This is a genomic window from Millisia brevis NBRC 105863 (assembly GCF_001552615.1).
In the GTDB taxonomy this organism is placed as follows: Bacteria; Actinomycetota; Actinomycetes; order Mycobacteriales; family Mycobacteriaceae; genus Millisia; species Millisia brevis.
Genome location: NZ_BCRN01000048.1, coordinates 1 through 1,165 on the forward strand (window position 1 = coordinate 1; position 1,165 = coordinate 1,165).

At 63.4% G+C, this 1,165-nt stretch carries 1 protein-coding gene; it reads right to left on the reverse strand.

Going from position 1 to position 1,165, the window contains the following annotated elements; genetic code table 11:
- Positions 1-71: 71 nt before the first annotated feature.
- On the reverse strand, positions 72-1,165 hold a 1,094-nt coding region (locus tag MB1_RS24755), incomplete at its 5' end, for an integrase catalytic domain-containing protein (protein ID WP_218000318.1).

The following is a 1,165-nucleotide window of genomic DNA, read 5'->3' on the forward strand; positions in this document are numbered from 1 at the left end:
CCGTAATGCCTCATGTCAATATGCCCGCGAAGCTGTCCTGATGCCTCAGGTTGGTTTGCCCGCGAAAATTGTCAGCCGGTGGCGACTCGGACGCCCTTGCGGACGTTGGGGAGGGCGGAGGGAAACTGGTCGAGGTGGAGTTGTTCGGTTTTGGCTTTGGCCAGCAGGAGCAGTTGATCCTGGAGGGCGGCGATCTCGCGGCCGATCCGTGCGGGGTTGAGGGTGTCGCGGTAGGCATACAGGTCGGCCTGCTGGGCAGGTGAGAGGACCCCGGATGCCAGGAGCCGCTCGAACGGGGTGGCAGGTCGGTCGTAGGTCCGTCGACGTTTCCCACGGGCAGTGGTAGCGAACCCGACGGGTTTGATCGTGGGTGTCAGGTAGTTCATCCGGTCGTTGACCAACCGCCACAGTCGGTTGAGCACGACGCGTTCGGTGTCGGTGTCATACCGGTAGTAGAACGCGTATTTGCGCACGACGTGGTTGTTCTTCGACTCGATCGTGGCCTGGTCGTTCTTCTTGTACGGGCGCGAGCGGGTGAAGTAGATCCCGCGGCTACCGGCCCACCCGATGACATCGTGGTTGAGGAACTCGGTGCCGTTGTCGAAGTCAAGACCCGTTATCCCGAAAGGTATCTCGTCGGCAGCGGCGGTCAACGCGGACAGGATGTGGGTGTGGGCGTTGTTACGGATCGTGCGGGTGAACGTCCACCCGGTATACACATCGGTCAGGTTGAACGTGCGCGCGAACTCGCCCTTGAGCGTCGGTCCGCAGTGCGCGACGGTGTCTCCCTCGAAGAACCCCGGTTCGGCTTCGACCTCGTCGCCGGCGCGTCGCACCGTGATCGAATGACGCAGCAACACCGATGGTTTCGTGGTCGAAATCCCCGATATGCCGTCCTTGGCGCGGGTCGGTTTCAGATAACGGTCGATCGTGGCTGCCGACATCGCCACCAACTCGCCGCGCACCAGCGGGCTGTATCGATCGATACCGTCGACGAGTTCACCGTGCCGTTCGAGAGCGTCGAGGTGCAGCAGCATCGACGCGGCCAGGTATTTGCCGCATTGGCCCCCCGACGCCGCCCACACCACCTGCAGGATCTTCAACGCGTCGTAGGAGTACTTCGACGCCCGTGGTCGGCGCTCCCGCACGGCGACCGCCCGGCCCG